Here is a 24,755-nt window from a genome sequence, read left to right on the forward strand (position 1 = left end):
TGCTGCGGACGGGTGAACTGCGAGCTGCTCGTCATGCAGCGTGTTTGAGGCCGTTCGACCATGTCTCACATGGAACGGCACTGAAGTCGTGCGCGGGGGCGCATTCCAGTCGGGGCCGACTGTGTGAGGAGGCAGTGAGTCGATGCAGCGGCTCGACGACGTCCAGGCCAGGGAAGTGACCCTGGCCGCGGTGGGCGCGGTCAACAGACGTGATCAGCTGTGGTCCATCGAGGCCGTGCGGTGCCTGGCATCGGAGGAGCGGACGAGGATGGTCGCGATCGACACGTGCGCGGCGATCCTGTTGCGCGGCGTCCCGCGCGGATCGCTCGATCCGTCCGTCCGCATTCCGATTTCCGTGCCCGCGACGCGAGGAGACGAGAACCAGGCGCAGGCCACTGAGGCCGCCGAAGCGGTGCTGAGCGGCCTGGCGTGCGGTGACGACGGACGTGTCGCGGTGGTGCTGGGGGTGTTGACGGAGGAACAGCGGTTCGACGCGGTGCTGGTGCTGGTGCGCGCCGCGGCGGCGTGGATCGACACCTACGTGGGCATCGACGGCGACACCGTGGACGCCTACTACGCGATTTCCAAGGCGGAGATGACCTGATCGCAGCCAGCCAACGAGCGCGGTCCGTCTGTTGTGCGGACTCGCCGTGGCGCCCATACGGTCGTTGCGTGAGATCGGTGATGCGAAGCCCGTACGAGCGCACGATTCCGTCCGATGTGGACGAACAGACGCGCGCCCGGCGCTGGAGGACGCTGTGATCGTCGTGGTGGGAGCCGGACTGGCGGGCCTGAACGCCGCGCTGGAGCTGGCCGCGGCCGGCGTCGAGGTCACCGTGCTGGAAGCGGGTGACGAGGTCGGCGGTCGCGTGCGGACCGACGTCGAGGACGGCGTGCGGTTCGACCGGGGCTTCCAGATCATGCTGCCCGCGTATCCGGAACTGGAGCGGCTCGGGCTCGATCCGTTGCCCCTCAGGCACTTCAGGCCCGGCGCGTTCGTGCACGACGACGGCAGGCACGACCTGCTCGCCGATCCGCGCAGCGGGCCGTCCGCGTGGGACGGCTTCCTGCGCCAGCACGTCCTGGGCGTGCGGGACGTGGCGGCCGTCGCCCGGTTCTCCGGCCCGGACGCCTTCGGACCGGCGCGGCCGTTGCTCACCGCCCAGGACCGCACGACGAGCGAGGAACTGCGGCGGCTGGGGGTGTCCACGCGAGCGGTGGAGGCGGTGTTCCGGCCGTTCCTGTCCGGTGTGTTCCTGGAACGGGAGCTCAGCACGTCGTCGAGGTTCTTCCACCTGGTGTGGCGCAGTTTCGCCCGAGGCGGCGCGGCTGTGCCCGCACTCGGCATGGGAGAACTGCCGAAGGCGATGGCGGAACGCCTGCCCAGCGACGCCGTCAGGCTGGAGACCGCTGTGAGGGCCGTGCACGACAACGGCGTGGACCTCGAGGAAGGCAGCCGGATCGCCGCCGACGCCGTGGTGGTGGCGACGGACGGCACGACCGCGGCCCGACTGCTGCCGGGACTGGCCGAACCTCGCTGGAACGGCGTGACCACGTGGTACTTCCGCCCGCCGAGGTCACCGCTGCGCGACGGCTGCCTGGTCGTCGACGCCGGCGGTGGCCCGGTCGTGAACACCGCGGTGATGTCGGAGGTGTCGCGCCCGTACTCGCCGCACGCTCCACTGGTGCAGGCCTCGGTGCTCGGCGAAGCCGGCGAGCAGGCCGTCCGGGCGCACCTGGATCGCCTGTACGGCACGGACACCAGCCGGTGGGAGGTGCTGAAGCGGTACGACATCCCGCAGGCGATCCCCGCGATGACGGCGCCGCATCGCCTGAAGCAGTCCGTCCGCGCGGGTGGCCGTCGATACGTGTGCGGCGATCATCGCGACACCAGCTCGATCCAGGGTGCCCTCCACTCGGGACGCAGAGCCGCGCACGCCGTGCTGGCCGACCTGCGCGGTGATCAGTGACGACGTTGTTGCTGTTCGGCGACCAGCTCGGACCGCAGTTCCACACCGGCCACGACGAGATCGTGCTGATCGAGTCGGCCGCGGCGTTGCGCCGCAGGCCGTACCACCGGCAGAAGCTGCACCTGGTGCTGTCCGGCATGCGTCACCTCGCCGCCGAGCACCCGGACCGCGTCACGCTTCTGCGCGCGAACACCTACGGCGAGGCCATCCGCGACCTGAACCGCCCGCTGGTCGCCTACCAGCCGGGTTCGGCCGCCGCGCAGAGGATGCTGACCGAACTCGGCGTGGAAGTGCTGCCCACCCCCGCGTTCGCGTTGTCCCGCGACGAGTTCACCGCGTGGGCAGGGCCACGCGAGCGGTTCCTGATGGAGGACTTCTACCACTACCAGCGCACCCGGTTCGACGTGCTGATGGAGGGCGACGTCCCGGTGGGCGGCCGCTGGAACTTCGACACCGAGAACCGCGAACCGCCGCCGAAACGCGGACGGCTCGGCGTTCCGGCACCGTGGTGGCCGCAAGAGGACGACATCGACGCGCAGGTGCGTGCCGACCTCGACGCGATGGACCTGCCCGCGGTGGGCAGGGACGGCCCGCGCCGCTTCGCCATCACACGAGAAGAAGCGCTCACGGCGTTGGAGGTCTTCCTGCGCGACCGCCTCCCGCACTTCGGCCCGCACGAGGACGCCGTCCTGACCAAGGACTGGACGATGGCGCACTCGCTGCTGTCGGTGCCGCTCAACCACGGACTCCTGCACCCGCTGGAGGTCGTCTACGCGGCGGAGGACGCCTACCGCGACGGTGCCGCGCCACTCGCGAGCGTCGAGGGGTTCGTCCGGCAGGTGCTCGGCTGGCGCGAGTACGTGTGGCACCTGTACTGGCACCTCGGTCCGGAGTACCAACAGCGCAACGGTTTCCGCGCCACCGCCGGGCTGCCGTCGTGGTGGGCGGAGCTGCGGCCGGCCATGGTGCGCGCGGCGTGTCTGCGCACCGCTCTGGAAGGCGTCCGCGACCACGGCTGGGTGCATCACATCCAACGGCTGATGGTGCTGGGAAACCATGCGCTGCAACGAGGTTACGACCCCGCCGCGCTCAACGACTGGTTCGTCACGTCCTTCGTGGACGGCTTCCCGTGGGTGATGCCGGTCAACGTCATCGGGATGAGCCAGCACGCGGACGGCGGCGTGATCGCGACCAAGCCGTACCTCAGCGGCGGCGCCTACCTCAACCGGATGACGGACCACTGCGGCACGTGCTGGTTCGACCCGAAGCGGCGCACGGGCGAGCGCGCGTGCCCGTTCACCGCCGGGTACTGGGCGTGGCTCGACCGGCACGAGGACCAGGTGAGCGGAAACCACCGCATGGCGCGGGCCGTGCAGGGGCTGCGTCGCATCGCGGAACTGGACGAGGTGCGCGTGCGGGAACGCGACCGCGAGATCTTCTAGGAACCGGTGCGGTCCACGACCAGCCGGATCGCCTCGGTGAGGGTCGCCGGCCGGTGGACGTACGACGGCAGCTCCAGGCCGTCCCACCCGGCCCCCGCGACCGCGAGCACCGTGCCCGGTCGCGCGCCGAACTCCTCCAGCGGTACCCGCAACGCCAGCTCACGCCGGTGCGCCCAGACCAACGCGACGGCGGGCCGCAGCCTGGTCACCGCGTCGTACAAAGCATCGGCCGGCACGCGGGCTCCGAGATTGCGCCACGTGCGGCCCTGTTCGGACAGCGCCGCGCCGAGTGCCTCCAGCGGCAGCCAGTGCTGCTCGTCCGGTGCGCACGACAGCAGCGCCGAGAGCACCCCGGGGCCGCTCGCGCGAGGGATCCCGCGCAGGGCGAACAGCACGCTGCCGCTGGCCAGGTGCTCGATCTCCACGCCCTGGCCGGTGTCGGCGACCAGTTCGCCGAGTTCCACGAGCGCGGGGACGAACACGGCCTCCCAGGCGGAGACGACGCCGTGGTCGGTGATGAGCTGGTCGGCGAGGTCGGACATCGTCGGTTCGTCGAGACGTTTCGCCGCGGCCAGCAAACTCCGCTGCGCCGAGATCGCGTTCTGCCAGGTCAGCGGGGAGCGTGCGACGCTCGGCCGGGTCTGGGGTTCGTGCCGTGCCAGCACGGCGGCGGACGACGCTGCGACACCCTGACCGGTCAGCACGACCATTCTGCGCAGCACTTCGACGTCCGCGTCCTCGTAACGGCGGTGGCCGCCGTCGGTGCGGAGGGAAGGGCCCAGCCCGTAGCGCTGGTCCCACGTCCTGAGCGTGGTCGGGGCGACGCCGAGCATCCCCGCCACCGCGCGCGGTGTGTAGGTCACGTCCTACGGGCGCGTTTCGCGAGCATCGCCCTCAACTCACTTTCCCCGAGTCCACCCCAGATGCCGAAGGTCTCTTGTACCTCCAGCGCGTGCGCACGGCATTTTTCCATGACCGGGCAGCGCTGGCAGATGGCCTTCGCCGCGGCCTCGCGACGGTCTCGCGCCAGGCCCCGTTCGTTGGGCGTGTGGAAGAAGGAGGCGCTGTCCATGCCGCGGCACAGGCCTTCGAGCTGCCAGTCCCACGACTCCGCGACCGGCAGGGGCAACCGTGACAGTTCGGGCATGGCGCACGTCCTCTGAGTTCGGCCCGGGGTGGGAGGTCAGCCTAAAATCGACTCAGAAACGACGCAAGTCGAGAGGTCACCATGTCGGGTGAATCTCGTAAGGTGGGCCGCTCCACTGCAACGCCGGAGGGGGCATCGTGCGGTCGGTGAGGCGGGCACTGGCGACATCGGTCGCAGCCGTGGTTCTGGTGCAATCAGCAGTAACGGCACATGCCGAACCTGAGCGGCCCATCGTGTGGGCGGCGTGCCAGGACAACCCCGAAGGCGAGTGCGGGACGTTGAACGTCCCGTTGGACTGGAACAAGCCGAACGGCCGGCGCATCGACATCGCGATCGCACGGCACGCCGCCACCGATCCGGCACGGCGGGTGGGCGTGCTGATGGTCGACCCCGGTGGGCCTGGAGGATCGGCGGCCGAGTTCGCACTCTCCGGCCTGTTCAGCCCGGAGGTCCGGGCCAGGTTCGACATCGTCGGCATCGACTCGCGCGGCACCGGGAACAGCCTCGCGTTGCGCTGCGCCGACCTCATGGACGGGCAGCCGTCGACCTACCCGCAGGACGAGGCCGGGTTCGCCGCGCTGCTCACGCACAACAAGAACGTGCTCGAGAAGTGCCGTGCGCGCAGCGGGCCGATCTTCGACCACGCCGACAGCGCCGCGATCGCGCGGGACATGGACGCGGCGCGGCGGGCGCTGGGTGAGCGGAAGATCAGCTACTTCGGGCTGTCGTACGGCACGGTGTTCGGGCAGATGTACGCCGAGAGGTTCGGCGGCAAGGTCCGCGCGATGGTCCTCGACAGCGTGGTCGACCACAGCGTCGACGCCCGGCGGTTCGTCGGGGACCGGGCGGCCGCCGCGGACGACTCGTTCCGCGAGTTCGCGAACTGGTGCCAGAGCTCGACCGACTGCGTGCTGCACGGACAGGACGTGAGAGCGGCCTGGGAGGCGGCACTCGTCCGCGCCGACGGCGAGCCGGGAGGGCGGCAGGGGCTGATCGACTCCACGTACTTCGCGCTGCGCGGCCCTGACTGGCTCTGGGCCGCCGACCTGATCGCCGGGCGGACGCTGCGGACCCAGGCCTTCGAACCCAACTACGAGTCCGTCCGGCTCGCCACCGTCTGCCAGGACTTCTCGCTGCGCGTCAGGAACTTCCGGGACTACGAACGGCTGCGGGCCGAGGAGCTGCGCCGTTCACCGATCATGCGCGGCAACCTCCTCGGCCACGACGAGACCGCCGCCTGCATCGGCGTCCCCGGACCGCCCGCCAGCCCGCCCCACCGCCTCGACATCGGTGACGCGCCGAAGATCATGGTCCTCAGCGCGAAACACGACCCGACGACGCCGTACGAATGGGCCGTCAACATCCAACGGCAGGCGCCGCGCAACACCGCGTTGCTGACCTACGAGGGCTGGGGCCACATCGCCTACCCCCGCAGCGCCTGCACGCGGGCCAACGTCGACGCCTACCTGCTCGATCTGACGACGCCGGCGGTCAGCTGTCCTGCCGTGCCGTAGAGATGAACGAGCGGTACCAGTGGTAGCTGGCACGCGGAGTGCGCTGCAACGTCTGGTAATCGACGTGGATCAGGCCGAACCGGTGCTTGTAGCCGTGCGCCCACTCGAAGTTGTCGAGCAGTGACCAGCAGAAGTAGCCGCGCAGATCCACCTCCGCGGCTTGTGCTGCCGCGATGTGGTCACGCAGGTAGGAGATGCGTTCGGTGTCCTCGAAGCCCTCCGAATCCGGGTAGACGCAGCCGTTCTCCGTGACGTAGACCGGCGGCAGGCCGGGGTGCCGTGCCTTGAGGTCGGTCAGCGCGAACGTGAGCCCGGCGGGTTCGACGGGCCAGCCCATGCCGGTGCGCGGGACGTCCGGGAGCTGGGTCGTGTCGACGCCGATGTCGTGGGCCGTGCGCTTGGCCGGGTCGGGCTCGCGGTGCGGCGCGTCGGCGACGTGCAGCCGGTAGTAGTAGTTGAGGCCGACGTAGTCCAGCGGCTGGCCGATGATCGCCAGGTCGCCGTCGTGCCGGAACGAGAAGTCGCTGATCTCGCCGAACATCGACGTCATCTCGTCCGGGTACGCCGAACCGAACAGCGGGTCGGTGAACTGTCGCCGCAGCAGGCAGTCCTGCCGGCTCGCCGCGGCGACGTCGGCGGGGGAGTCGCTGACCGGCACGGTGGGGGACTGGTTCAGCACGATGCCGAACTCGCCACCGGTGCCGTTGGCGCGCATGGCCTGCACCGCGAGCCCGTGCCCCAGCAACAGGTGATGCGCCGCCGCCAGTGAGCCGTGGCCTTCGCGGGCGCCAGGTGCGTGGCGTCCTTCGCCGTAGCCCACGACCGAGGAGCAGTAGGGCTCGTTCAGCGTGGTCCACTTGGTGACGACGTCACCGAGCGCCTCGTGCACCAGGGCGGCGTAGTCGGCGAACCGGTGCGCGACGTCGCGGTTGCGCCACCCGCCCTGGTCCTCCAGCGCCTGCGGCAGATCCCAGTGGTACAGGGTCAGGAACGGCTCGATCCCGTTGTCCTGCAACGTCTCCACGAGTCGTCGGTAGAAGTCGAGGCCGCGCTGCTCGATCCGTCCGGTGCCCTCCGGCAGGATCCGCGACCACGACACCGAGAACCGGTACGCGTCGACGCCGAGGTCGACGAGCAGCCGCACGTCCTCGGCCCAGCGGTGGTAGTGGTCCGCCGCCACGTCCCCGGTGTCGCCGGACGCGACGGCACCGGGCACCTGCGCGAAGGTGTCCCAGATGGACGGACCGCGGCCGTCGAGCCTGGCCGCCCCTTCGATCTGAAAGGCCGAGGTCGCCACGCCCCAGCGGAAGCCGGCCGGAAAACTCACAACAGTCTCCAAAGAAGGTCAGCCCTTGACGGCACCCGACATGATGCCGCCGACGATCTGGCGGCCGAACAACAGGAACACGAGCAACACCGGCACCGTGCCGATCGTCGCGGCGGTCAGCACGAGCGTGTAGTCGGTGGTGTAGCCGCTGGCCAAAGTGGACAGAGCGGTCTGCACGGTCGGGTTCTCCGGCACCAGCACCACGAGCGGCCAGAAGAAGTCGTTCCACGCCTGCATGAACGTGAACAGCCCGAGCACCGCCGCGGCAGGACGTGCCGCGGGCAGTGCGACGTGCCAGAACAGCCGCAGCGAGTGACACCCGTCCATCCGGCCTGCCTCCAGCAGCTCGTCCGGGATCGCCCGCTCGAAGTACTGCCGCATGAAGAACACGCCGAACGCGGTCACGAGTCCCGGCACGATCACGGCGTGGATCTCGCCGGCCCAGCCGAACTCGCTCATCATCATGTAGAGCGGGATGATGCCGAGCTCGGTCGGGATCGCCTGCGTGCCGATGATGAGCAGCAGCAACACGTTGCGGCCGCGGAACTTCAGCTTGGCGAACGCGAAGCCGGCCAGCGTGGAGAACAGCACCACCGAGATGGTCACCGTGCCCGCCACCACGATCGAGTTCATCAGCGCCAGCGCGAAGTCGGTGGTGTCGAAGACGCGCGCGATGTTCGCGAAGAGGTGGCCGCCCGGCACGAGGACGGGCGGCACGCTGTCGATCGCGTCCGGTGTCTGCGAGGACACCACGAACGACCAGTACACCGGGAAGGCCGACCCGGCCAGGATCGCGATCAGCCCGGCGTACGTCCACGGCCCGGCCACGCGACGGGCCAGTCTGCGCGCCCGCCCCGCGGGGCCGGTGGGCCGCACCGGCGCGGGACGTTCCAGCACAGCGGTCATGGGGTCACTCCGTCCGGATCCGTTTGGTCACCAGGTAGCCGAGACCGGCGACGATCACCGTGGCGATGGCCAGCACGACGGCGATCGCCGAGCTGTAGCCGAAGTCGTAGTTCGTGAAGCCCTGCTCGTACAGGTACAGCGCGGCGGTCTGGAACTGCCGGTCGGAGCCGCCGGTCGCGGCCGCGGCGCCGGGGTTGAACAGCAGCGGTTCGGCGAGCAGCCGCATGTTGCCGGTGGTCGCGATGATCGTGGAGAAGATGATCTGCGGCCGCAGCAACGGCACGGTGATCCGCCAGAACTGCTGCCGCCCGTTCGCACCGTCCAATGTGGCCGCTTCGTACAACGTCGACGGGATCGCCTGCATGGAGGCCAGGAAGATCAGCGCGTGGTAGCCGGTCCAGCGCCACACCACCATCACGGCGATCGCGATGTGCGAGGACGCCGTGCCCGCCTGCCAGTCGATGTGGCCCACGCCGAACAGTTCCAGTACCCAGTTGATCAGGCCGAAGTCCCGGCCGAACAGCTGCGCGAAGATGATCGTCACGGCTGCCACCGAGGTGATGTTCGGCAGGATGACGCCCATCCGGAACAGCGTGCGCGTGCGGACCTTGCGGTTGAGCAGCTGCGCGATGAAGAGCGCGAACAGGATCTGCGGCACCGTCGTCAGGAGCCACAGGCTGAGCGTGTTGCCCATGGCGTTCCAGAAGTACGGGTCCGCCATGAGCGCCGCGTAGTTGTCGAACCAGACGAGGCTCGCCGCGTCGGACTCGAGCAGGTTGCGGTCCTGCAACGAGACCCAGACGGTGTAGAGCAGGGGGAACAGCCCGAAGACACCGAAGATCAGGAAGTAGGGCGCCACGTACCCGTACGGTGCGAACTTCGTGTCCCAGCGGTGCCTTCTGGCCGTCTTGTCGATCAGGACCATGTCAGCTCGTCACTTCTGGACGTCGCCGACGAACTGGCGCCACGAGTCCTCGCCGTTCTGCTTGCCCTGTTCGACGCGCTGCATGGCGTTGCCGATCGCGGTCTGGATGTCGCCGGCCTTCGGCCCCTGGTACTGCGGGTTGAGCTTCTTGGCCGCGTCGGTGAAGAGCTTGCCGATCGGCGCGTCGTTGAAGTACGGGTTCTTGTAGTCGACGATCGACGGGTCGTCGTACAGCTTCGGGATCGACGGCAGCAGCCCGGCGCTCTTGAACACCTTGGCCTGCTGCTCGGGCGCGGTCAGCCACGCCGCCAGTTCCACGGCCTTGTCGACGTTCTTGCCCGCCTTGGGAACCGTGAGGTACGAGCCGCCCCAGTTGCCGCCACCGCCGGGCACGGAGGTGACGTCCCACTTGCCGGCCGCCTCCGGCCCGGCCTGGTCCTTGATCTTGGCCATCTGCCAGGCAGGGCAGGTCACGGTCGCGAACTGGCCCTGCTTGAAGCCCGTGTTCCAGACCGGCGTGGAGTACAGGAGCTTCGAGGACAGGCCGGACTGCACGCCGTCGACGACGAGGTCCCAGCCCGCCTTGATCTCCTTGTTGTCACCCACGACGATCTTGTCGGTCTTGTCGTAGTAGCCGGTGGAGGCCTGGCCGACGATCGCGTTGAGGACGGTCGGGCCGCCGTCGAACCACTTGACGCCCTCGGGGGCCTTGGCCTGGAACGTCTTGCCCGCGGCCATGAAGTCCTGCCAGGTCGGCCACAGCGCCGCGACCTGGTCGCGGTCGGCGGGCAGCCCGGCGTTCTGCAGCAGGTCGCGGCGGTAGCAGATGGCCAGGCCGCCGATGTCGGTGCCGTACCCGATCTGCTTGCCGTCCTTGCTCAGCGACGCCTCCCACTTCCAGGCCAGCCAACGGTCCTTGAGCTCGCCGCCGCCCTTCGTGTTGAGGTCGACGAACTTGTCCGGCGTGGCCTTGAACTGGTTGACGTATCCCGTGTCGACCGCCTCGATGTCCGCCGCACCGCTGTTGGTCGCGAGGTGCGCGGCGAGGTTCTTGTGGTGGTCGGAGTAGGAGGCGGTGCGGTCGGTGATCTCGACGTCCGGGTGCGTGCTCGCGTACTCCTTGAGCAGCTCGGCGTAGCCGAAGTTGCCGAACAGGCCGATGGTCAGCTTCGTCTTGCCACCGGACGCGGTGTCGCTGCCGCAACCGCTGAGCACCATGGCGGTCGCCAGCGCGACGCAGCCGATGGCGAGTGCTTTGGGGCGCATTTTCCAGGCCTCCGTTGGTTTTTGGGCGCGCTGAAGCAGAAGAAGTGCTTCGTGGAGAAGGTGTGTGGCGCCAATGACAGCGGTGTTACGCGGTGTCCGTCAAGTAACGAGATGATAAACAGATCAACTTCGGCACCCGTTTGACTAGGGGAAGTGCTGCTCGTAGGGTCTATGTAACCGCTTACGGTAAATCGGGAGGTCCGATGGCGACCGGGCGAGAGATCGCCCAGCTCTGCGGCGTGTCCGTGGCGACGGTGTCGCGCGTCTTCAACCAGCCGGAAACGGTGAACGAGGAAACGCGTGAACGCGTGCTGCGCGTCGCGAAGGAGCTGGACTACCGGCCCAACGAGTCCGCGCGGGCGTTGTCGACGAAGCAGTCGACGATGATCGGCCTGGTCTGGGACACCGACCACCGCAGGCCCGGCTGGCGGCACCCGTACCTGCAGGACCTGCTGATAGGGCTGAAGTCCGCGCTCAGCGCGCACGGCTACCACCTGCTGATGCTCGCGACCAGCGGCGACTCCCGCGAGGTCGGCGCGTCGCTCGCGGACCCGGTCGGTTACGTGAACATGACCCGCCGCCACCACCTCGGCGGGCTGGTCCTGATCGACAGCGGTTCGGACGCAGCCGCGTTCGAAGCCTTCGCGCAGTCCGGATTTCCGTGCGTCGCGCTGGACGTGGCCGTCGACGGACCCCGCGCCACGTACGTGACGTCGGACAACGAGGGCGGCGCGCGGTCGGCCGTCCAGCACCTCGTCGGTCTCGGCCACTCCCGAATCGCCACGATCACCGGCCCGCCGGGCAACCAGCCCTCCGAGGCCCGTGTTTCTGGCTACCGCAAGGCGTTGCGGGAGGCGGGCGTCGAGCCGCGCGACGACTACGTGGTCGCGGGCGACTTCTACCGGGCGAGCGGAACCGCGGCCCTGCAGCGGCTTCTGGCGCTCGACGAGCCGCCCACCGCGGTCTTCGCGGCCAGCGACGAGATGGCGGTCGGCGCGCTGCTCGGCGCCCGTGCCGCCGGCCTGCGCGTGCCCCAGGACCTCGCGCTCGTCGGGTTCGACGACATCGAGATCGCCTCGGTGGTCGACCCGGCGCTGACGACGGTGGCGCAGGACAAGCCGGGGTTCGGGGTGGCGGCAGCGAAGACGATCATGGCCATGATCACCGGTGCCGGGCGCGAGGAGCCCGTGGTGCTGCCGACCCAGCTGGTCGTCAGGGATTCCTGCGGAGCGCGTTAGGTCGCGACGTGCGGGACGTGGTTCCGGTCGTGTTCCGCAGGTTGGTTCGGTGATGGGCGCGGGCCAGGGGCCCGAAGGCGGTGGCGCCGCAGCGCCCTCGTACCGGGCGTGTTCGGGTGCTGCCTCCGGGGCCCTTGGCTGCCACTGTCGCCGGACGCGACCTGCGGGGTTCTAGTCCCTGGTGGACGTCGCGGCCGCGATGAGGGCGATCAGCTGCTGCCGGAAGTGCTCGTAGTCGTCCACGGCGCCGAGCAGCGTGTCGGACTCGCGTTCCTCGCGGCGGGCGGCGGCGAGGGCCCGGCGGCCTGCCGGGGTGATCTTCACCGACGTGCGCCTGCGGTCCTGCAGGTCCTGGCTGCGCACGACGTGGCCGCCGCGGTCGAGGTGTTCGATGGTGCGGCTCATGGTCTGGTCCGTGACCCGGCACAGCACGGCGAGCTCGCGCTGGGAACGTGGTCCGTCGGCGAGGTGGTGCAGGGTGATCATGCCCGCGTGGGTGAGGCCGCGGCCCGCCAGGAAGTCCTCGAAGCGCTTCTCGACCACGCGCGCCGCGACCGACAGGAGCCTGCCGGTCGGCCAGGAGTCGACGTCCACCTGGTCCGGGCGGTCTGGCACCGCCGGCTCGTCTCCTTCGGCCACGGCGCCATCATCCCAGACCCACCCGATCACCCCACGTCGGTCCCGAACGGCATGCCCGTCACCGGCGTGTCGCCCGCGAGTGCCGCCGCGATGGCCGCGGCCGCCGGCGGGTAGGCGAGTTCGCCGAGGCCGCCCAGCGGAGCGGTCGACGGCACGATCGTCACGTCGATGTCGGGTGTCTGGTTGATCCGCGCCCACCGGTAGTCACCGAACGACGACTCCGCGACGTGTCCTTCCCGGACGGTGATCTGGGCGCCGAGCACAGTGGACAGTGCGTCGGCCACACATCCCTCGACCTGGGCGCGGACCCCGGACGGGTGCAGTGCCACGCCGACGTCCACGGCCGCGTGCACGCGCAGCACCCGGCGCGACGCCGGTTCGGCGACGGCGATCACGGCGATCGCGGAACCGTACTCCTCCAGGCAGGCCACGCCCCGTGAGGTGCCGGGCGCGGGCGGTGTGCTCCAGCGGGCGCGGTCGGCGACGGTGTCGAGCACCTTGTGCAGCCGGGAGCCCGCGGGCAGCAGCGTCCGGCGCAGCGCGACCTGGTCGAGGCCGGACCTCGTGCCGATCTCGCTCAGGAAGTTCTCCTCCGCGTAGAGGAACTGGCCCGCGTAGACGGACCGCCAGAACCCGGTGCGCAGCGGCGCGGGCCGCACGGTCACCGTGACGTCGCCCGGCACGGTGTAGGGGAAGTGGTCGCCGCTCGCCTTGATCAGGGCGGGGTTGGAGAAGATGGGCAGGACGGTCAGCGGCCAGGTGGCGACCTCGTGCGCCCTGCGGACGGGAAGGCCGTCGGCGCCGATCTCCGCGGACATCCTGTGCACCGACATCGGCCGGTAGGAGTCGTTGCGCATGTCGTCGGCACGCGTCCACAGCACTTGGACAGGGGCGCCCGCGCGTCGTGAGCAGGCCACCGCCTCCAGCACCGGATCAGGCTCGATGCGCCGCCCGAACGCACCGCCGGACGCCGCCGTCTCCACCCGCACGGCCGTCGCGGGCAGGCCGAGCTGGCGCGCCAGCTGGGTGCGCAGGCTGCCGGGGTCCTGCGTCGGCGCCCAGATGGTCACGCCATCTGGACGAACGTGGGCGGTGGCGTTCATCGGTTCCATCGGCGCGTGCGCGAGCAACGGCATCTGATAGACCCGCTGCAGGCCGTTGATCGGACTCTGCGCGGGCAACGCGGAGTGCAGATCGGCGAGCCACGCGCGGCTGTCCGCACCGGGTGTGCCGCCGCGCCAGGTGATCCGCAGCGCGTCACGTCCCCGCAACGCCTGGTGGGTCGACCTGGCGATCACCGCGACGCCACCCTGCCCCTCCGCGGGCGAGGTGAGCGTCAGGACGTCGACCACGCCGGGCAGGGCTCGGGTCGCGGTGTCGTCGATCGTGTCGGGAACCGCGCCGATCCACGGCGGCCGCGCCACGACCGCGACCATGCCACCGGGAGGCCGGGAGTCGATGCCGTAGCGGACGCGGCCGGTGACGACGTCGCGCGCGTCCACCCGGCCGCCACGGGTCTTGCCCAGCAACCGCCACTTCTCCGGCGGAGTGAGCTCGACGGGCACGGTCGCGGGATCGAGGGCCGCGGCGCCGCGCACGAGCGCCCGGTACGGCAGCCGGCCCCGGCGCGGATGGCACACGGCGCCGTCCTTCGCCGTGCACTCGCTGACCGGCACGCGCCAGCGTTGCGCGGCGGCGGTGACGAGCAGGCAGCGCGCGGTCGCGGCGGCCGTGCGGATCGGGGTGGAGAGCTGGCGCACGGACGTCGAGTTGGCGACACCCTGCGAGCCGAAGCGCTCGGTGTCACCGTGCGCCTGTTCCAGCGTGATGTCGCCGGCCTCGACCGCCAGTTCCTCGGCGACCATCAGCGCGACCACGGTCCGCACGCCCTGACCGGTGTCCGGCCGGGGCACGGTCGCGGTGATCCGGCCCGCGTCGTCCAGCCGCACGAACACGTTCGGCACGAGGCTCCCGGCGGCGAGCGCGGGCACCGGCACCGCGACGACCAGCGCGCCGACTCCCGCGCCGCGCAGCAACGTCCGCCTGCTGATCATCGTCCCTCCCGCATGATCCGGCTCGCACGGCGCACGGCGTCACGGATGCGGGGATAGGTGCCGCACCGGCACACGTTGTCGCGCAGGGCCTCGTCGATGGCCGCGTCGTCCGGGTCCGGATCACGGGCGAGCAGCGCCGCGGCGGCCATGACCTGGCCGGGCTGGCAGTAGCCGCACTGCGCCACGTCGAGCTCCCGCCACGCCCGCTGCACCGGGTGGTCCCCGTCGCGCGACAGCCCCTCGATCGTCGTGATCCGGGACTTCGCGCTGTCCGCGGCGGTGCGCACGCAGGGCCGCGCGGCCTGACCGTCCACATGGGACGTGCAGGCACCGCACAGGCCGACCCCGCACCCGTACTTGACCCCCGTCAGCCCCAGCTCGTCCCGCAACACCCACAACAGGGGAGTGTCGCCCTCGACGTCCACCTCGTGCCGTTCACCGTTGACGCGCAACAGATATCGGGCCACCGCGCTGCCTCCTGATTTGCTCAGTGCGCTGAACGTATCACGACAGACCGTGCATAATGCTCAGCATGCTGAACGATCTGCGGCGGCCCGGTCGGGGTGTTCTGGTGTGGGGTGTGGTGGCGAGCGCGCTGCTCACCGGCCTGGTGTGGGTGCTGGGTCAACGGCTGCACGGCATCGCGTTGCTGCCCGACCAAGGAGCCTCCTGGTACTACTGGAAGCTGCCGGATCCGACCTTCTGGACCAGGGCGTCCGCCTGGTTGGGCTACGCGGCGCACCAGCTCGTGTCGTGGGGCCTGATCTACTACGCGCAGACCAGGGTCCGGCGCTACACCACCGGCCTGCACCGCCTCAACGTCGTCGCCCTCGCCGCGAACGGCGCGTTCGTCGGCCTGCACGCCCTGCAGACGCAGGTGTTCTACGACGGCCTCGCCCAGGACGTCTCCATCTTCAGCTCGCAGGGCTCCGTCGTCCTGCTGCTCGTGGTCGTCCTGCTGATGGAGAACCGCCGCCGCGGCCTCGTGCTGACCTGGTCCGCGCCGATCTCCGCGCAGGTGGTCGGGTTCGCCCGCCGCTACCACGGCTACCTGTTCAGCTGGGCCGCGATCTACACGTTCTGGTACCACCCGATGGAGTCCTCGAGTGGGCACCTCATCGGGTTCTTCTACATGTTCCTGCTGCTCGTGCAGAGCAGTCTGATGTTCACGACATCCCACACGAACCGCTGGTGGACGCTGACCCTGGAGCTGCTCGTGGCCGCGCACGGCACGCTCGTCGCGGTGATGAACTCCGGCCCGAACGGGATGTGGCCGATGTTCTTCTTCGGGTTCGTGGCGATCTTCGTGCTCACCCAGATGCACGGCGTCGGGCTCAGCAGGGGAGTGAGGTGGTGGATCGGCGGCACGTACGTGGTCGCCGCCCTCGCCGTCTACTCCTGGCGAGGGCTCGGCAGGATCGACGAGGTCGTGCGGATCCCGCTGATCGAGTACCTGCTGGTCGCGGTGCTCGCCCTGCTGATCTGGGCGGGCGTCAGGCTGGCTCGTCCGGCTGCGACACCGACTCCAGAAGCTTCGCCGCCACGTCGCGGAGCTTGACGTTCAGCCGCTGCGACTCCGCCACGAGCAGCGCGAACGCGTCGTCGGCGGTGCACGTGTGCACCGCCATCAGCACACCTTTCGCCTGGTCGATCACGGCACGCGACCCCAGGGCCCGCTCCAGTTGCCGGACCTGGCCCTGCGAGTGCCGCCACCGCTGGGAGCTGGTGATCGTGGCGGACGCGGCCGTGGTGAACAGCCGCATGAGGCCTTCGTCGAACGGGTCGAAGGCCGCCGCCGTGTAGCTGTAGATGTTGAGCGTGCCGATGTGCCGCGCCTCGGCGTCGTCCGAGGCCGGCAGCACGACCGGCACCGACAGGTACGCGCGCACACCGGCGGCCTCGGCGGCGGCCTCGAACTCGGGCCACGAATCGCGGTGCTCACCGATCACCGCGCGCACGGGCGTCAGGTTGAGCGCCGACTCCAGGCACGGCCCGCGCCCGGAGTCGTACTGCTTCTGGTCGAGCTCGACGAGCCGCTGGTCCGTGGCCGCCGCCGTGTGCGGCTTGTCGTCCGTGACCACGGAGACGGTCACCGCGTCGGCGTCGGGCACGGCCCTGGCCGCGGTCTCCGCGACCCGCTGCAACGCGTCCTCGATCGACTCCTCGCCGGTGAAGGCGTCGTGCAGCTGTGTCAGCGCCTCGGTGGTCTCGTCGAGGCGCACGACCGGATCGGGGCGTTCGCCGTCGACCGATCTCACCGATCCTGATTGCACGTAGTCCGCCATGCCGCGGCGCCCCTTCGTCGCTCTGTGGAGTGTCCACGGGCGCCAGCTGCTTGACGCGCGTTCAGCGCATCGTACGGCCACGGGCAACGCGCGGTCCGGAACGGACGCACTGGAACCGGCGCCGGCGGCGGGTCGCTGCAAGGTCTCAACTTCCCGTGCCGACGCCGGCCGGACCACCCGAGGGCGGTCCTCCGGTGCGAACACGCGCGTGTTCGACGATGTGTCAGTACCCCGCCGCGGCCCTGCTCACACGGGTGCCGGTCCGCCGGTTCGCGAGTCCGGCGCGGTCGCGTTCCCGGTCGCGGTATCGGCACGCAGAGGTCTGGACCACCTGGCTCCCGCTGTGCCTTAATCCGAGTGTCGGTCGCCCGGTGCCCTCCCTGCAGTACCGGAAAGGAACCCCCTATGCCCAGAGGCTTCTTCACGCGTGCCTGGAAAGCGCTTGCCGCCGCCGTCGCGGCGGCCGCGCTGGTCGCCGGTCCCACGGCCGTCACGCCGCAGGCCGAGGCCGCCGCGCCGTTCAAGGTCCTCGCCTTCTACAGCGAGGCGCAGGACCAGGCGCACCGCAGTTTCCAGCGCGAGGCCAACGTGTGGTTCCCGCAGCAGTCCGCGGCCAACGGGTTCACCTACACCGCGACCAAGGACTGGAACCTGCTCACCACGATCACGCCCGGCCAGTACCAGGTCGTGATGTTCCTCGACGACAAGCCGCACACGCAGCAGCAGTACGAGGGCTTCAAGCGCTACCTCGACGCCGGCGGCGCGTTCTTCGGCTTCCACGTCTCGGCCTACTCCGACTCCGGTGACCAGGCCTACACCCGTTGGTACCACTACGACTTCCTCGGTTCCGGCCACCTCGCCGACAACAGCTGGGCGCCGACCGCCGAGACGTTGCGGATCGAGAACAAGGGCAACCCGGCCACCGCGAACCTGCCGGACACCATCCTGTCGTCGGCCAGCGAGTGGTACGCGTGGGAGAAGAACATCCGGCAGAACCCGAACATCACGGTGCTGGCGTCGCTGGACCAGTCGACGTTCCCGGTCGGCGACAACCCCGGCGAGATCTGGTACTCCGGGGATTATCCGATCATCTGGACGAACAAGAACTACCGGATGCTGTACGCGAACTTCGGCCACAACAAGATGAACTACGCCACGGACACCGCGCTGTCGTCGACATTTGAGAGCGCACAGCAGAACAAGCTGATCCTCGACGGGCTGCGCGGCCTCGGAGGTGGCGGCACGGGTGATCCCGGTGGCATCGACCCCGCCGCCTGGTACCCCGTGGTCAGCAAGGCGAACGGCAAGTGCGTCGACGCGAAGGCGGCGGGGTCGAGCAACGGCACGGTGATCCAGCAGTACTCCTGCAACGGGACCACCGCGCAGCAGTTCCAGTTCCAGGCGACCAGCGGCGGCTACGCGCGTGTCAACAACCGCACGAACGCCGCGCTGGTGCTCGACGTGTCCGGGGTGTCGCTCGCCGACAACGCGGGCGTGCAGCTGTGGACGTACGGCGGCGGGAACAACCAGCAGTGGCAGGCCGTCTCCGAAGGCGGCGGCTACTACCACCTGGTCGCCCGGCACAGCGGGAAGTGCCTGACCGTTCCCGGTGGTTCGGCCGCGGACGAGGTGCAGCTGGTGCAGGCGGCGTGCAACGGCGGCGCCGCGCAGTCGTTCCGCGTCGCCTGACCCGCACGACCGTGCTCCGGGCCGGCGAGGCCCGGAGCACGTCAGGCGAACTCGACGACCGCCCGGTACCGCAGGCTGCCGTCGCGGACGCGGTCGAGTGCCCGCTCGAAGTCCGCGGCCGCGAACGTCTCCACCTCGGGCCGGATGTCGTGACGGGCGGCGAAGCCGAGCATCTGCCGGGTCTCGGTCACCGTTCCGACGATGCCGCCGACGACCGCCTTCGCCTCGGACACCAGGCCCAGGGCGGACAGGGTGATGGGGTGCGTGGGCATGCCCGCGACGCACAGCCGGCCCTGAGGGCTCAGGATCGCGAGGTAGTCGTCCCACGGCAGGTCGGCGGAGACGGTGGACAGGACGAAGTCGAACGAGCCGGCCGCCGCTCGCAGCGCTCCCGGCTCGCGGGAGGCGATGAAGTCCGTGGCGCCGAAGCGTTCGGCGTCGGCTCGCTTGTCCGATGTCGTCGAGATCGCGGTGACGGCGCAGCCCCACCTGGACAGGAACTGGAGGGCCAGGTGGCCCAGGCCGCCGATGCCGACCACCGCGACGCGCTGCGTGGGCAGGACCCCGTTGGCCAGCAGCGGTGAGAACACCGTGGTGCCCGCGCAGAGCAGTGGCGCGGCGTGCTCGGACCGCATCCCGTCGGGGATCGGGTGGACGTGCCGCCAGTCGCTCGCCCGGACGTGGTCGGCGAACCCGCCGCGGTCGCCGCGCAGGACGAGGGCGTCGCGGCGGGGACACAGGTTGGTCCGGCCGCTGAGGCACCAGTCGCAGTGGAAGCAGGACCCCGCGAGGGCGCCGACGCCGACCCGTTGCCCGATGGGCAGGGCATCGGGATTCACGGCGTCACCGACGGCCACCGCTTCACCGACCACCTCGTGTCCGGCCACGGCGGGGAACCGGCCGAGTCCCCACTCGTCGTCGATCGCGGCCAGGTCGGTGTGGCAGATGCCGCCGTGCGTCACGCGGACGTCGACCTCGTTGGGCCCCAGCGGTTCCGCGGTGTACTCGTAGGGCAGCAGAGGTGCGCCGGCTTCGTGTGCCGCGAACGCGTGGACCTTCATGCGACGTCAGGTTCCTTTCGATGGGCCGAGGGTCATGGAGGCGAGGACGATCTCCTGCGCCGCGCGGATCGTGGCCGGGAGGGCGGCCGGATCCCGGCTGATGCGGTCGATGCCCGCGCGCATCGCCCCGGACAGCAGTTCCACGGTGAGCCGCACGTCTTCGACGCCGTGGAACTCACCGCTGGAGAGACCGTCCTCGACGACGTTCTCCACCTGGACCACGAGCGCGGTGAACGGGTTGTCCGGCCCGTCCGGCAGTTCGGCCACCAGCGAGCCGGAGTTCGGGAGGAACATCAGCCGCATGGCGTGGTTCGTGGACGCCGACAGGATCGCCTCGACGATCTCCCGCAGCCGGTTCGCGGCCGGTTCCGGTGAGCGCGCGGCGATCGAGGCCACCTGCTCGGCCAGGGGACGGCTCGCCCGGCGGGCGAGTTCCAGGACCAGCGTGCGCTTGTCGGCGGCGTAGTTGTAGAGGGTGTTGCGCGCGAGTCCCGCCCGGGTCGCGATGTGGCCCATGGTGATCGACTCGTAGTCGCGTTCGAGCAGCAGGTGCCGCAGCGCCTCGGTGAGGTCCGCCCACACCATCTCGTGGTGTTCCTCGATGGTGGCGGCGCGAATCCGCGGCATCTGATCGTTCTCCTCGGTCGTGGGAACCGTCCGCTACCGCGCGGGCGCGACGTCCGGCATCGTCGGCTGGTTCTCCTGGTGGATCGCGGTCAGCTTGACACGGTTGAGCCGCCAGCCCTCCGGCGTGCGGACCGCCTCGTTGTCGTAGAAGCCGACGACCAGCCAGGGAGCGGCCGCGAGTCCGTCCGGCAGCCAGTGCTCGGCGCGGACGTGCGCGTGGATCTTCGCGGTGTCGCCGTCGAGGTCGACCACGTGACCGGTGATGGCGTGGTGCGTCGCCTTGAACGGCGCGAAGCTGGCGCGGAGGGCCTCGACGTAGTCGCTCAGCGGGACCGTCATCACCGGCATGCCCGTCACGGACTCGAAGTCGAGCGTGAGCACGTCGGTGAAGACCCGGCCGGGCAGGGTCGTGAACTCCTTCAGGTCCGCGATGTCGGCGTAGTGGCTGATCAGTTCGACGAGTTCGGCGCGATCTTCGAGCGTGCTCACGGTGACTCCTGACTTTTACGACAACCTGTCGCAAAAGATTACGACAGGTTGTCGTAAACGGCAACCGGGAACGCCCGATCCGGCTCCGGGCGGCACCCGCGCCGTGTAGAACGACGGTGGCGGATCGCTGCGGGGATGGGCCGGAGCGGGACGCCACGTGTGGGGGACTCCATCAACGGAGGACGAATGAGTCGACGAAGTGCGGCGGTTCTGGCGATCGCGGCGGCGTTCGGGCTGGGGATGCTGGTCCCCTCGGCGGCGCCCGCCGCGGCGGCGGAACGGTTCTGGGAGCTCCAGCTGAACCTGTGCAACAGCGGCGTTGCGGGGGTGAGCTGCTACGCGCAGGGCCGATCGATCATCGAGGGCGGCGACCTGATCGCGCGGCTGCGCCCGAACATGGTGACGCTGAACGAGATCTGCGCCAACGATCTGCCCGGCTACCTGGTGCCGTCGCTCGAGAGGGCGTGGCCGGGAGACCGGGTGTACTCGTTCTTCGCGCCGGCCCTGCGGCGGGACACCGGTGCACCGGTGAAGTGCGCCAACGGTCAGGACTACGGCAACGCCGTGATCGGTCGCGTGGCGGCGGCGAACTACCAGGGCGTGAAGACGTACAGCGGCAGGTACGCAAGCCAGGACGGCGGCAACGAGCAGCGGACGTACGCGTGTGTGTACGCGATCGGTGACCACCTGGGATGCGCGACGCATCTGTCGGCCAGCAGCGAACCGGTCGCCCTCGCGCAGTGCCGGTCCCTGCTGTTCGACGCCATCCCGCAGATCCGGGCGGCGGAGGGCGTGACGGGGAAGACGATCGTCGGCGGTGACTTCAACCTGGAGTACGACACCTCCGATCCGGAGAACGCGCAGAACTGCGTCCCTCCCGGCCACATCCGCAAGGGGGACAACGACGTGCAGCACGTGGTGTTCTCCAACGACATCGCGTTCGTCAGCACCTCCAAGTACGGCATGAGCCACACCGACCACGACGGATTCCTGGTGCGCCTGACCAAGCCGTGACGGCGTGAGCGTCGCCCGCCGTTCCTGGTGGGCGGCGCTCGTTCCCCAATCCGGTGCGCGGTCGGCTCCGAACCACTCGCGTGAAGGCAACACGAACGATCCTCATCGGCCTGGTGTCGGTGGCCGCGGCGCTGGCGGCCGGGCACCTCGTCGCGGGACTGGTGAGCCCATTGGCCTCGCCGTTCCTCGCGGTCGGGAACACCGCGATCGACCTGACGCCCCACCCGGTCAAGGACTTCGCCGTCCGCACGTTCGGCGAGAACGACAAGCTGGTGCTGCTCGGCGGCATGGCGGTCGTGCTGGCGGCACTGGGCGTGGTGGCGGGGCTGCTGTCCCGCCGCAGTCCCTGGCCCGGCACCGCCCTCGCCGGTGTGCTGGGACTGCTCGGGGTCGCCGCCGTGCTGGCCAGGCCGACCACGACCGCGTGGTCGGTGATCGCACCGCTGGCCAGTCTCGTCGTCGGGGTCGCGGCGTTCCGCTGGTTGTGGTCCCAGGCGCCGGTGGTGGTGCAGGGGAGAAGGAAGTTCCTGTTGTCGACGGCGGCGATCGCGGCGGGTGCCGGTCTCGCGGGGCTGGGCGGGCAGTTGCTCGCCGGACGCGTGGACGTCGAGGCCTCCCGGCGCGGCATCACGCTGCGACCTCGGGAGAAGGCACCGGAGATCCCGTTCGACGCCGACTTCTCCCGCGAGGGCACACCGACCTTCCTGACGCCGAACGACAAGTTCTACCGGGTCGACACCGCGCTCACCGTGCCTCGTCTGCGAGCGGAGGACTGGCGCATGCGGGTGCACGGCATGGTGGACAACGAGATGGTGCTCACCTACGACGACCTGCTGCGGCGTCCGATGGTGGAGAAGACCATCACGCTGGTGTGCGTGTCCAACGAGGTCGGCGGGCCGTACATCTCCACGTCGAACTTCATCGGCGTCTCCCTGCCCGACCTGCTGCGGGACGCCGGCGTGCGGTCCGGTGCCGACCAGCTCGCGACGCGCAGCGTGGACGGCTGGACGTGCGGCACCCCGGTCGAGTCGATCATGGCGCCCGGATCGAACGCGATGCTGGCACTCGGGATGAACGGTGAGCCGCTGCCGCTCGAGCGCGGCTTCCCGGTGCGCATGGTCGTGCCGGGTCTCTACGGGTACGTCTCCGCCACGAAGTGGCTGGTGGACATGGAACTCACCACCTTCGACGCGTTCGACCCGTACTGGGCGCAGCGCGGCTGGGGGAAGAAGGCGCCGGTCAAGGTCATGTCCAGAGTGGACCGGCCGAAGTCCTTCGAGCGGGTGCCGGCGGGCAGGTTCGTCGTGGCGGGCATCGCCTGGGCCCAGCACACCGGCATCGACGGCGTCGAGGTCCGCGTCGACGGCGGGCCGTGGCAGAAGACCACGCTGAGCACCGAGGTCAACGTCGACACCTGGCGGATGTGGCGCATCGAGCTGGATCTGAAGCCGGGCAACCACACCGTGGAATGCCGCGCCACCGACCGCAAGGGCTACACCCAGACCAACGAGCGCGCCGCCCCCATTCCGGACGGCGCGACCGGCTGGCACTCGATGGTCTTCACCTCGGTCGGCTGACGCGGGTGAGCTCGCACCGATGAGTTTCGCGCGGCGCGCCTGTCCACACGTCTCAGACCGACTGACGGAAGGATGGCGCCATGCGCAAACTGATCTACGGCATGAACCTGAGCGTGGACGGCTACGTCGCCGCCGCCGACGGCGACATCAACTGGGGCGTGTCGAGTGACGAGCTGTTCCAGTGGTGGCTCGAGCAGGAACAGGCGATCGACCTGTTCCTGTACGGGCGCGGGCTCTGGGAGATGATGAGTTCCCACTGGCCGACAGGTGACCAGAGGCCGGGCGCCACCGCGGCGGAGATCGAGTTCGCGCGGAACTGGCGGGACACGCCGAAGGTGGTGTTCTCCTCGACGATCGGCGAGGCCGACTGGAACACCCGCGTGGTGGCCGGCGACGCGATCGCCGAGATCACCCGGCTCAAGGCCGGGGACGGCGGTCCGATGAGGGTCGGTGGTGCGACGCTGGCCGGGGCGGCCATGCGGGCCGGCCTGGTCGACGAGTACGAGATCGTCACCCATCCGGTCCTGGTGGGCGGCGGCAAGTCGTTCTTCGGCACGCTGGACGGCGGGGTGAACCTGAACCTGGTGGAGACGCGGACGTTTCCCGGTGGGACGGTCCTCACCAGGTACGAGAGGCGCTGAGCGCGCTGGCCGCGGTCGTCCGCGGTCAGCGCCACACTCGTCTGCCGAGCGCGTTCAGACGCCTTTCGCCGCACGCTCTCGCAGCACTGCGAGAGCGGTGTCGGCGTGCACGGTGAACTTCAGCTCGCTCTTGATCACTTCGAGGATCCGGTGGTCGGTGTCGATGACGAACGTGTGCCGCTTCGCGTGCAGTGGGCTGAAGCGCCGCCAGACACCGAACCGCCTCGCCACGGCACCGTCCACGTCGGACAGCAGCGGGTAGCCGAAGCCGTTGGTGGCAGCGAACTCGCGCTGTCTGCGCACGGAGTCCGGGCTGATCCCGACCCGGTGGGCGCCGACTTCGCCGAACTCCTTCGCCAGGTCGCGGAAGTGGCAGCTCTCCGCGGTGCAGCCGCCCGTCATCGCGGCCGGGTAGAAGAACAGCACGACCGGGCCGGAGTCCAGGAAGCCGGACAGCGTGCGGGGATCGCCGTTGTCGTCGGGCAGGATGAAGTCCGGGGCGGTGTCTCCTCGTTTCACACCCGTTCTTCGAGGCCGGGAGCACTGCGGATTGGTCTCCCGGCACGACTCGACCCCGATGCCGCGAGGCCATCGGGGTCGAGTCGTCTCTGCTGGTGTTCAGAGCCAGGTGGAGAGCGCCTTGACGATGTCGGCGCGCTTGCGCGGTGCGGTGAGGGTCGCGACGGGCTGTCCGCCGGAGAACAGCATGAGCGTCGGGATGCTGAGAACGCTGTAGCGGACGGCGATGTCGGGATGGGCGTCGATGTCGACCTTCACGACGGAGATCTTGTCCTGGTGTTCCTCGGCGATGCCGGTGACGACCGGGCTCAGTTGCTTGCAGGGACCGCACCAGGGTGCCCAGAAGTCGACCAGTACGGGCTTGTCCGCGCCGAGGACGTCGGTGTCGAAGGAGTCGGTGGTGACGTCAGCGAGTGTCATGGTGG

Annotated in this window: 25 protein-coding genes; 10 read left to right on the forward strand and 15 right to left on the reverse strand. The window is 69.9% G+C overall.

What is annotated here, in order from left to right:
- The first annotated feature begins 142 nt into the window (after positions 1-142).
- The 3 genes from ACIQF0_RS14385 to ACIQF0_RS14395 are packed head-to-tail and all read left to right on the forward strand — an operon-like array spanning position 143 to position 3,412.
- Positions 143-604, forward strand: coding sequence for a hypothetical protein (locus ACIQF0_RS14385; RefSeq protein ID WP_401029253.1), 462 nt, complete (start codon positions 143-145; stop codon positions 602-604).
- 46 nt (positions 605-650) lie between these two features.
- Complete coding sequence (locus ACIQF0_RS14390) at positions 651-1,970, forward strand: NAD(P)/FAD-dependent oxidoreductase (protein ID WP_401029256.1); 1,320 nt, start codon at positions 651-653, stop codon at positions 1,968-1,970.
- On the forward strand, positions 1,967-3,412 hold the full coding sequence (locus ACIQF0_RS14395; RefSeq protein ID WP_401029259.1) for a cryptochrome/photolyase family protein: 1,446 nt from the start codon (positions 1,967-1,969) through the stop codon (positions 3,410-3,412). The genes ACIQF0_RS14390 and ACIQF0_RS14395 overlap by 4 nt, the downstream gene beginning before the upstream one ends.
- Here ACIQF0_RS14395 and ACIQF0_RS14400 read toward each other — a convergent pair.
- Positions 3,409-4,275 (reverse strand): MerR family transcriptional regulator, encoded by an 867-nt coding sequence (locus ACIQF0_RS14400; RefSeq protein ID WP_401029262.1) that lies wholly within the window; start codon positions 4,273-4,275, stop codon positions 3,409-3,411. The two genes, ACIQF0_RS14395 and ACIQF0_RS14400, sit on opposite strands and share 4 nt — an antisense overlap.
- A complete protein-coding gene (locus tag ACIQF0_RS14405) occupies positions 4,272-4,559 on the reverse strand; it encodes a WhiB family transcriptional regulator (RefSeq protein WP_360038877.1) in 288 nt (95 codons plus the stop codon). The genes ACIQF0_RS14400 and ACIQF0_RS14405 overlap by 4 nt, the downstream gene beginning before the upstream one ends.
- Before the next feature lie 146 nt (positions 4,560-4,705).
- Between ACIQF0_RS14405 and ACIQF0_RS14410 the strand changes: the two genes are divergently transcribed.
- Complete coding sequence (locus ACIQF0_RS14410) at positions 4,706-6,073, forward strand: alpha/beta hydrolase (protein ID WP_401029266.1); 1,368 nt, start codon at positions 4,706-4,708, stop codon at positions 6,071-6,073.
- Here ACIQF0_RS14410 and ACIQF0_RS14415 read toward each other — a convergent pair.
- Genes ACIQF0_RS14415 through ACIQF0_RS14430 form a run of 4 tightly spaced genes read right to left on the reverse strand, consistent with a single transcriptional unit; the run spans position 6,051 to position 10,497 of the window.
- On the reverse strand, positions 6,051-7,400 hold the full coding sequence (locus ACIQF0_RS14415) for a GH1 family beta-glucosidase (protein ID WP_401029269.1): 1,350 nt from the start codon (positions 7,398-7,400) through the stop codon (positions 6,051-6,053). The two genes, ACIQF0_RS14410 and ACIQF0_RS14415, sit on opposite strands and share 23 nt — an antisense overlap.
- Before the next feature lie 18 nt (positions 7,401-7,418).
- Entirely contained in the window at positions 7,419-8,306 is an 888-nt protein-coding gene (locus ACIQF0_RS14420) for a carbohydrate ABC transporter permease (RefSeq protein ID WP_401029272.1), read from the reverse strand.
- A gap of 4 nt (positions 8,307-8,310) precedes the next feature.
- Entirely contained in the window at positions 8,311-9,231 is a 921-nt protein-coding gene (locus ACIQF0_RS14425; RefSeq protein WP_360038865.1) for a sugar ABC transporter permease, read from the reverse strand.
- A 9-nt stretch (positions 9,232-9,240) separates the two neighbouring features.
- Positions 9,241-10,497, reverse strand: a complete 1,257-nt coding sequence (locus tag ACIQF0_RS14430; RefSeq protein WP_360038862.1) for an extracellular solute-binding protein — start codon at positions 10,495-10,497, stop codon at positions 9,241-9,243.
- Positions 10,498-10,700: 203 nt separating this feature from the next.
- Here ACIQF0_RS14430 and ACIQF0_RS14435 point away from each other — a divergent pair, with 203 nt between their 5' ends.
- Positions 10,701-11,735: a LacI family DNA-binding transcriptional regulator gene (locus ACIQF0_RS14435; protein WP_401029277.1), complete on the forward strand. Its 1,035-nt coding sequence runs from the start codon at positions 10,701-10,703 to the stop codon at positions 11,733-11,735.
- A 171-nt stretch (positions 11,736-11,906) separates the two neighbouring features.
- Here the strand turns inward: ACIQF0_RS14435 and ACIQF0_RS14440 are convergent, their stop codons facing one another.
- From ACIQF0_RS14440 to ACIQF0_RS14450, 3 genes are read right to left on the reverse strand one after another with little or no spacing between them, the layout of a single operon-like run.
- On the reverse strand, positions 11,907-12,374 hold the full coding sequence (locus ACIQF0_RS14440) for a MarR family winged helix-turn-helix transcriptional regulator (protein WP_360038856.1): 468 nt from the start codon (positions 12,372-12,374) through the stop codon (positions 11,907-11,909).
- Positions 12,375-12,400: 26 nt separating this feature from the next.
- Complete coding sequence (locus tag ACIQF0_RS14445; RefSeq protein WP_401029281.1) at positions 12,401-14,428, reverse strand: molybdopterin cofactor-binding domain-containing protein; 2,028 nt, start codon at positions 14,426-14,428, stop codon at positions 12,401-12,403.
- The gene (locus ACIQF0_RS14450) at positions 14,425-14,895 is read right to left on the reverse strand and encodes a (2Fe-2S)-binding protein (protein ID WP_401029284.1); all 471 of its coding nucleotides are present in this window, start codon (positions 14,893-14,895) and stop codon (positions 14,425-14,427) included. Before ACIQF0_RS14450 ends, ACIQF0_RS14445 begins: the two co-directional genes overlap by 4 nt.
- A 65-nt stretch (positions 14,896-14,960) precedes the next feature.
- Here ACIQF0_RS14450 and ACIQF0_RS14455 point away from each other — a divergent pair, with 65 nt between their 5' ends.
- Positions 14,961-15,986 (forward strand): hypothetical protein, encoded by a 1,026-nt coding sequence (locus ACIQF0_RS14455; RefSeq protein ID WP_360038847.1) that lies wholly within the window; start codon positions 14,961-14,963, stop codon positions 15,984-15,986.
- On the opposite strand, the gene ACIQF0_RS14460 is transcribed toward ACIQF0_RS14455, so the two are convergent.
- A complete protein-coding gene (locus ACIQF0_RS14460; RefSeq protein ID WP_401029287.1) occupies positions 15,922-16,686 on the reverse strand; it encodes a GAF and ANTAR domain-containing protein in 765 nt (254 codons plus the stop codon). The two genes, ACIQF0_RS14455 and ACIQF0_RS14460, sit on opposite strands and share 65 nt — an antisense overlap.
- Before the next feature lie 432 nt (positions 16,687-17,118).
- Between ACIQF0_RS14460 and ACIQF0_RS14465 the strand changes: the two genes are divergently transcribed.
- On the forward strand, positions 17,119-18,402 hold the full coding sequence (locus ACIQF0_RS14465; protein ID WP_401029290.1) for an RICIN domain-containing protein: 1,284 nt from the start codon (positions 17,119-17,121) through the stop codon (positions 18,400-18,402).
- Between the two features lie 41 nt (positions 18,403-18,443).
- On the opposite strand, the gene ACIQF0_RS14470 is transcribed toward ACIQF0_RS14465, so the two are convergent.
- The 3 genes from ACIQF0_RS14470 to ACIQF0_RS14480 are packed head-to-tail and all read right to left on the reverse strand — an operon-like array spanning position 18,444 to position 20,579.
- A complete protein-coding gene (locus tag ACIQF0_RS14470) occupies positions 18,444-19,463 on the reverse strand; it encodes an NAD(P)-dependent alcohol dehydrogenase (protein WP_401029293.1) in 1,020 nt (339 codons plus the stop codon).
- Between the two features lie 6 nt (positions 19,464-19,469).
- Positions 19,470-20,090 (reverse strand): TetR/AcrR family transcriptional regulator, encoded by a 621-nt coding sequence (locus ACIQF0_RS14475; protein WP_401029295.1) that lies wholly within the window; start codon positions 20,088-20,090, stop codon positions 19,470-19,472.
- Between the two features lie 33 nt (positions 20,091-20,123).
- Positions 20,124-20,579: a nuclear transport factor 2 family protein gene (locus ACIQF0_RS14480; protein WP_401029296.1), complete on the reverse strand. Its 456-nt coding sequence runs from the start codon at positions 20,577-20,579 to the stop codon at positions 20,124-20,126.
- A gap of 186 nt (positions 20,580-20,765) precedes the next feature.
- Here ACIQF0_RS14480 and ACIQF0_RS14485 point away from each other — a divergent pair, with 186 nt between their 5' ends.
- From ACIQF0_RS14485 to ACIQF0_RS14495, 3 genes are all read left to right on the forward strand, one after another.
- Positions 20,766-21,593 (forward strand): hypothetical protein, encoded by an 828-nt coding sequence (locus ACIQF0_RS14485; protein WP_401029299.1) that lies wholly within the window; start codon positions 20,766-20,768, stop codon positions 21,591-21,593.
- Between the two features lie 80 nt (positions 21,594-21,673).
- Positions 21,674-23,170, forward strand: coding sequence for a molybdopterin-dependent oxidoreductase (locus ACIQF0_RS14490; RefSeq protein ID WP_401029302.1), 1,497 nt, complete (start codon positions 21,674-21,676; stop codon positions 23,168-23,170).
- An 80-nt stretch (positions 23,171-23,250) separates the two neighbouring features.
- Complete coding sequence (locus ACIQF0_RS14495; protein ID WP_401029304.1) at positions 23,251-23,811, forward strand: dihydrofolate reductase family protein; 561 nt, start codon at positions 23,251-23,253, stop codon at positions 23,809-23,811.
- 54 nt (positions 23,812-23,865) lie between these two features.
- Here the strand turns inward: ACIQF0_RS14495 and ACIQF0_RS14500 are convergent, their stop codons facing one another.
- Together ACIQF0_RS14500 and trxA are read right to left on the reverse strand one after the other, a co-directional pair.
- A complete protein-coding gene (locus ACIQF0_RS14500) occupies positions 23,866-24,330 on the reverse strand; it encodes a peroxiredoxin (RefSeq protein WP_401029306.1) in 465 nt (154 codons plus the stop codon).
- A gap of 99 nt (positions 24,331-24,429) precedes the next feature.
- A complete protein-coding gene (gene trxA / locus ACIQF0_RS14505) occupies positions 24,430-24,750 on the reverse strand; it encodes a thioredoxin (protein WP_401029309.1) in 321 nt (106 codons plus the stop codon).
- Positions 24,751-24,755 lie beyond the last annotated feature (5 nt).

This window comes from Lentzea sp. NPDC092896 (assembly GCF_044754905.1).
Lineage (GTDB): Bacteria > Actinomycetota > Actinomycetes > Mycobacteriales > Pseudonocardiaceae > Lentzea.